Annotated in this window: 6 protein-coding genes; 2 read left to right on the top strand and 4 right to left on the bottom strand. The window is 37.2% G+C overall.

Annotated elements, in window-relative coordinates:
• Positions 1 to 245 precede the first annotated feature (245 nt).
• Positions 246 to 1,286, top strand: coding sequence for a PIN domain-containing protein (locus F6K13_RS01710; protein ID WP_124147779.1), 1,041 nt, complete (start codon positions 246 to 248; stop codon positions 1,284 to 1,286).
• A gap of 430 nt (positions 1,287 to 1,716) precedes the next feature.
• Here F6K13_RS01710 and F6K13_RS01715 read toward each other — a convergent pair whose 3' ends face one another.
• From F6K13_RS01715 to F6K13_RS01730, 4 genes are all read right to left on the bottom strand, one after another.
• Entirely contained in the window at positions 1,717 to 2,520 is an 804-nt protein-coding gene (locus F6K13_RS01715; protein ID WP_124147778.1) for an SDR family oxidoreductase, read from the bottom strand.
• A 47-nt stretch (positions 2,521 to 2,567) separates the two neighbouring features.
• The gene (locus F6K13_RS01720; RefSeq protein WP_124147777.1) at positions 2,568 to 2,864 is read right to left on the bottom strand and encodes a putative quinol monooxygenase; all 297 of its coding nucleotides are present in this window, start codon (positions 2,862 to 2,864) and stop codon (positions 2,568 to 2,570) included.
• A 56-nt stretch (positions 2,865 to 2,920) separates the two neighbouring features.
• The gene (locus tag F6K13_RS01725; protein ID WP_124147776.1) at positions 2,921 to 3,631 is read right to left on the bottom strand and encodes a glutathione S-transferase family protein; all 711 of its coding nucleotides are present in this window, start codon (positions 3,629 to 3,631) and stop codon (positions 2,921 to 2,923) included.
• A gap of 366 nt (positions 3,632 to 3,997) precedes the next feature.
• On the bottom strand, positions 3,998 to 4,618 hold the full coding sequence (locus F6K13_RS01730; protein ID WP_124147775.1) for an NAD(P)H-dependent oxidoreductase: 621 nt from the start codon (positions 4,616 to 4,618) through the stop codon (positions 3,998 to 4,000).
• Positions 4,619 to 4,720: 102 nt separating this feature from the next.
• Between F6K13_RS01730 and F6K13_RS01735 the strand changes: the two genes are divergently transcribed.
• A complete protein-coding gene (locus F6K13_RS01735; RefSeq protein WP_124147774.1) occupies positions 4,721 to 5,083 on the top strand; it encodes a helix-turn-helix domain-containing protein in 363 nt (120 codons plus the stop codon).
• Positions 5,084 to 5,366: the final 283 nt, after the last annotated feature.

The raw sequence follows: 5,366 nt of genomic DNA on the forward strand, positions 1-5,366 counted from the left end.
GATTTTGATGAAGAAATTCCGTTTTAATTTTTATATGCTCCCATAAAAAAGGTAATTTCAATGAATTTAAACAGTTAAAATACTTCATTAAAAGAGTTAACTAAAAGTTCTTAATCATTACAGACTATTAGACAATTGCTAAAAATTGACATTGATAATAAGCTCTGGGGAGAATATCTTCAAAAGCATCAAGCATAGTCATATAAATCAGTACAAATAACAAGTTAATTACACATTTTATAAGAATGGAAGAGAATTCAAAAAAACTCTGTGTGGTAATTGATACTAATACATGGATACAAGATTCTAATATTTTACTAAAAACGCCTTTAGGAGGAGCATTACTTTATTGTCTCAAACAAAATAATGGCTATCTTGGATTACCAGAAGTTATAGAAAATGAAGTCTTAAAACATACAATTAAAGATGGATGTAAAGCTGTTGAACAAATTAACTCTAATTTAAAAAAAATTGAAATTATCATGGGAAAACGCTCTAATTACCAAGTACCAGACGAAAGTAAAATTAAAGATGCTATAGAAAGCAGAATGAAAGAAATTGAGCCGTGGATTAAAAGAGTACCGTTTACTTTTGAACAGGCTAAGTCAGCACTTCAGCGGGTAGATGAAAGAACACCACCTAATGGAAAAAATCAACAATTTAAAGATTCTGCTATTTGGGAAGCAATTCTTTCTCTACTAAAAGAAAATTACGAAGTTCATTTTGTAACTCAAGATAAAGGTTTTTTTGAGAATAGAAATGAAAACTATAGTCGTCTTGCTAAGAATCTCTATGAAGAGTGCAAAACTTTAGGTCAAGAAGTGTTTATATATAAAGATTTAAAATCATGTTTAGATCGGCTTAAATCTAATGTACCAGAATTGGATAAAACAAATATTATTCTGGGAATAGATAAAGAAAGAATTCCTCGCTTGGATCGAGAGATAGGTTTTGAAATAGTAGAATTATCTCAAGATTTATCTTCATTTTCAGCATTTATTACAGAGGCTACAAAGAAACTAGCTATAGAGTTTGAGCTAAAGTATCATTTATCAGATTTTAAAAGTACAAAAGAAAACGAAAGACAGAATTATATATTGACAGTTGAAGGAGAATGTATGTATGACTATACTGATAAAAATTTTAGCGAGATTCGTATTAGAAGAGAAACAGTGAATTGGTCAGAAGTTGATGGTACACCAGGTAGAAGGAGTAATGTTTATGTTGATTGCTTGATAGGTGGAATAAATGAGGAAGTTAAATATAAAATTAGGGAACCACTTTAAGCAATAAATTATACCATTTTGAAAAAAGAATGTTACGAATAGTTTGGTCAACAAAAATGGTTAAAGTCAGATATATATTTAGCAGAATAGAATTATTTCAGGGTCAAAAATGATAATAACAGCTCTTTCTACTGACTACTGACTATTGACTACTAGAAACAGTTCCAGGATTTGTAGCAAACATTTATCAAATTGGTATTAAACTGAGAATAAAGGTTGAAAACACAAATTTTTCGACGATAAAAGTTAACTAAAGTAGTAATATCATGTCCGGATAATTAGTGATAAAAAAACTTTCTCCTTTTCCTCCTCTTTATTCTTTCTTCCCTCCTGACTCCTGACTTCCCCTCCTGGGAGGGGGAGGGGCGAGGGGTGGGTTGACTCCTGAGGACTCTATCATTTATTTATAACTGTTTAACCAGACATGATATTAAACCTTAATATCCCACAAGCTTTCCTGATACTTCTTAACATCCTCAATAAAACGCGGAGGATAAACATTGCGAAATTTATGATGGTCTTGAGGAATAGTCTCGATCATGAAGTCAATCATTCCTTGAGGGTCGAGTTGCAAATCTTCCCCCGCAAATAGTTGCTGTGTATCGCGAACTGGCTTCTCTGAGGTGAAGTTTCGTTCGGGGTCGTACCACTGGTCGAGGGTGTCGTACATACGATCATTAAAGCCAGTACGAAATGGACCGGGGTTAATAGTTGCAATCTGTACTCCAGTACCTTCCATTTCCTCACGCATCAACTGCACAATTGCTTCGAGGGCGTGTTTGGATGCGCAATAGGGTGCGAGAAATGGGAAGGTGGAAAACCCTGCAATCGAAGAAGTAAAGATAATTTTTCCCTTGCCTTTTTTGACAAAATGACGAGCGAAGGGCTGAATAAATTCTAGCGTGCAGAATACATTCACCTCAAATACGCGACGTACTCGATCGACAGGAATTTCAGCGATTGGACCCGTTTCACCAGTAGCTGCGTTGGGAGCTAAAATGTCGATATCGTCGGCATATTTCTCAAACACAAATTCGCGTTCCTCTTTATTCAGCAGATCCATCTTAGCGACTTCAATTTCCACACCTTCTTGTTCTGCTGCTGCTTTGAGTTCAGTGACTTGAGGCCAGTTTTCACAGGTAGCAATTACCTTATGACCTTTTTTTGCCAACCCCAGCACCGTACCTTTACCGAATCCCGAACCTGCACCCGTCATTAAAATTGTCTTACTCATGAGAAATCTCCTTTCTTGGAAAAAATACTTTGATTTATGAAACAAACTTAGATGATTTGATGACCTTTATAGACGATCGGTTCGCCATCCAAAATGTCCTTGAATTTTTCAACCGCTGAAGTAAGATGGGGTGTTTCCCAATGTGCAGATTCAACATCCGTATCTTGCCACTCTTCAAAAGATAGTATGGTGTTAGGATCTTCTTGGTTACGATAAAACCCATATTGCAACGCCCCTGTTTCCTGGCGACTCTGTCTTGCTAGCTCTTCTAGAACCGCAACTAGCTCGTCAAACTTTCCCTGTTGAGCCTTCAATACGGCAACAGTGTATAGTTTTTCGCTCATTATCTTTACTCTTTGTCTCTAATTTTCTATTGGTTACTAGGATTGGAGTTGGTGCATCAGTTATCCTTAAATCTAGCTGCATTGGCAGCTTGGGCAGTATCAACATCACCCCGACCAAAAAACTCAGGTACGGGTTTGGGTTTTTCTAAAGCTCTTTGGGTCGCAGGTCGTTCGTCAATACGGTCAAACCAAGCTTGAAGATTGTTCAGTCCGTCTACAGAAACCTTTGCCCAGTAGTAGGATCTCGCCCAAGGATAAGTAGCGATATCGGCGATCGTAAATTCATCTCCCACCAAGAAGGTTTTACCTTCAAGTTGTTTATCCAATACTTCCAGTAACCTGCGCGACTCTTTTACATATCGCTCTATAGCAAACTCATCTCGATGTCCCTGTGGTTCGGCAATCCTTTGAAAATACATCGCCTGTCCCATCATTGGTCCGATGCCACCCATTTGAAACATTAACCATTGAAGTGTTTGAGAGCGAGCTTTTTCATTTTGAGGGAGAAACTTTTGATATTTTTCCGCCAAATACCAGAGAATTGCACCCGACTCAAAAACAGCAAAATCGTCATTACTCCGGTCTACGATCGTTGGAATACGTCCGTTTGGGTTGAGCTTCATGTACCAATCTGACTTTTGTTCCTTTTTAGAAAAGTCAATATAGGTCATGTCATACTCAACTTCAGCTTCTTCAAGAAAAATTACTGGCTTCCATCCGTTCATAGTAGAAGCTGTATAAAGATGAATATCTGGTTGTTTGGTCACGATCTTTTCTCAGTTTTAAATTAATAGTGCCGCTACGCGGAAGTTAAAATTCAAAAGTCAAAAGTATTGATTTGTAATTGTTTTAGGATTTTGGGCGTTGGTGAAAAGAGGTATGATATATTGTCCGGATAAGAGCGCAAACAAAAAACTTTCTCCTTCTATTCCTTATTTCTTCTTCTTTCTTTCCTCCTGACTCCTGACTCCTAAGTAATTAAGATTAATATCATAGCTTAACTTACCAACGCCGGATTTTGTAACTGGTCAGTTATTTCCGAATCATAGCTTAACTTACCAACGCCGGATTTTGTAACTGGTCAGTTATTTCCGCCATCCTGCAATAGTGTTTTTTCGAGGATAAATCGAGCATTAACCAGGATTACTGACTATAGATGCTACTTGTTGAGTGTCTGCGTTTATAAAAGGATTGAAATCGAGAAAAACTTTAGTTAAATGAAGAATATACCGCTCTTGATCGGACTCAAATTGAGGATTTTTAATAATGTTGTGGCAAGAAAAATGAGGTAACTCCTCTAAACCACAATATTCCTGAGATTTACGCATTGGTAGCAATACTTCTTCTGCCGATCGCCCTTCAAAAAAGCTATTCGGATTCTTATTATTGAAGACTTCGATGGGTGCATTCCAGGTAGTAGAGAGCATAAACTTTTTACCTTTCATCAGTCCACCCGATCCATATTCACCACCACTAAACGCAAAAAACTCACCATAAGCATAAACATCATCTAGGTATCGTTTTAAGGTTGATGGCATCATGAACCAGTAAACTGGATATTGAAAGATTACTGCATCAGCTTGTTTGAACTTGGCGATTTCTTCTGGAACATCGTAGCCTTCTTCAACAATAGTAGTCAAAATGTTATAACGAGCTTTTAAAGTTTCTACTGCTATCTCAAAAAGACTTTGATTATAGTTACCTTTAGCAAATTCGTTAGTTTCTTTACCTAAAATTAAGAGCAGAGTTTTCATTAGTTTGCCTTGATTTATTTGGTATTTCTCACTGCCATAATTGAAAGATACAAAATTAAGTTACTATAGTCAACTAGTATACTTTTAGTAACCAGGTGGGAAATGAGTTATAAGATTGAAATTGAAACCGACAATCTAGGTCGCAAGCAGGCAATTGAACCTTGTATTACACCCTGTCCAATTGAACGCGGAATGAGGCTTATAGGTGGAAAATGGAAAGGATCTATTCTTTGGCATCTCAAGGATAAACCCGTACGTTTTGGGGATTTAGCTCGTCAACTCGGCGGAGCAAGCAAAAAGATGGTAACTCAAAGGCTAAGAGAGATGGAGAATGATGGTTTGGTTAAGCGTGAGGTAATTAGTACAAGACCTTTTGCTGTAACCTACGAAATCACTGATTTTGGGAAAACAACACTTTCTTTTTTAGAAGAGTTGAAACAATGGGCAGAGAAGCAAAATATCTAATTTTTCTTAACCTAAAATAACTATTTATGGGTATATTCTCTATTCTTAGAGGTGTAAGGAGTTAATTTTTCATACTCGACATTTCTCTGCCCAACTATCATTTATGGGCAAGTTGGTTAAAAATGCCTCGTATTTGTAGTGACCAGCTATACTTGAAATGCTTGTTTAATACTGTTAGCTAAATTTAACTTATTTTGTTGTTCATAAAGCTCCATATAGGCGACGCGCCGCCCCGGCTGGACGAAGCGCGCGCCGGCGTCCGGCTCGACCAGCCCGGCCGCGA

Source organism: Okeania sp. SIO2B9 (assembly GCF_010672505.1).
Classification (GTDB): Bacteria; Cyanobacteriota; Cyanobacteriia; order Cyanobacteriales; family Microcoleaceae; genus Okeania; species Okeania hirsuta.

Bases quoted from the DNA above. Each gene is read 5' to 3' on its own strand.
- F6K13_RS01710 (WP_124147779.1), top strand. From the start codon at position 246: ATGGAAGAGAATTCAAAAAAACTCTGTGTGGTAATTGATACTAATACA.
- F6K13_RS01730 (WP_124147775.1), bottom strand. From the start codon at position 4,618: ATGAAAACTCTGCTCTTAATTTTAGGTAAAGAAACTAACGAATTTGCT.
- F6K13_RS01735 (WP_124147774.1), top strand. From the start codon at position 4,721: ATGAGTTATAAGATTGAAATTGAAACCGACAATCTAGGTCGCAAGCAG.
- F6K13_RS01715 (WP_124147778.1), bottom strand. From the start codon at position 2,520: ATGAGTAAGACAATTTTAATGACGGGTGCAGGTTCGGGATTCGGTAAA.
- F6K13_RS01720 (WP_124147777.1), bottom strand. From the start codon at position 2,864: ATGAGCGAAAAACTATACACTGTTGCCGTATTGAAGGCTCAACAGGGA.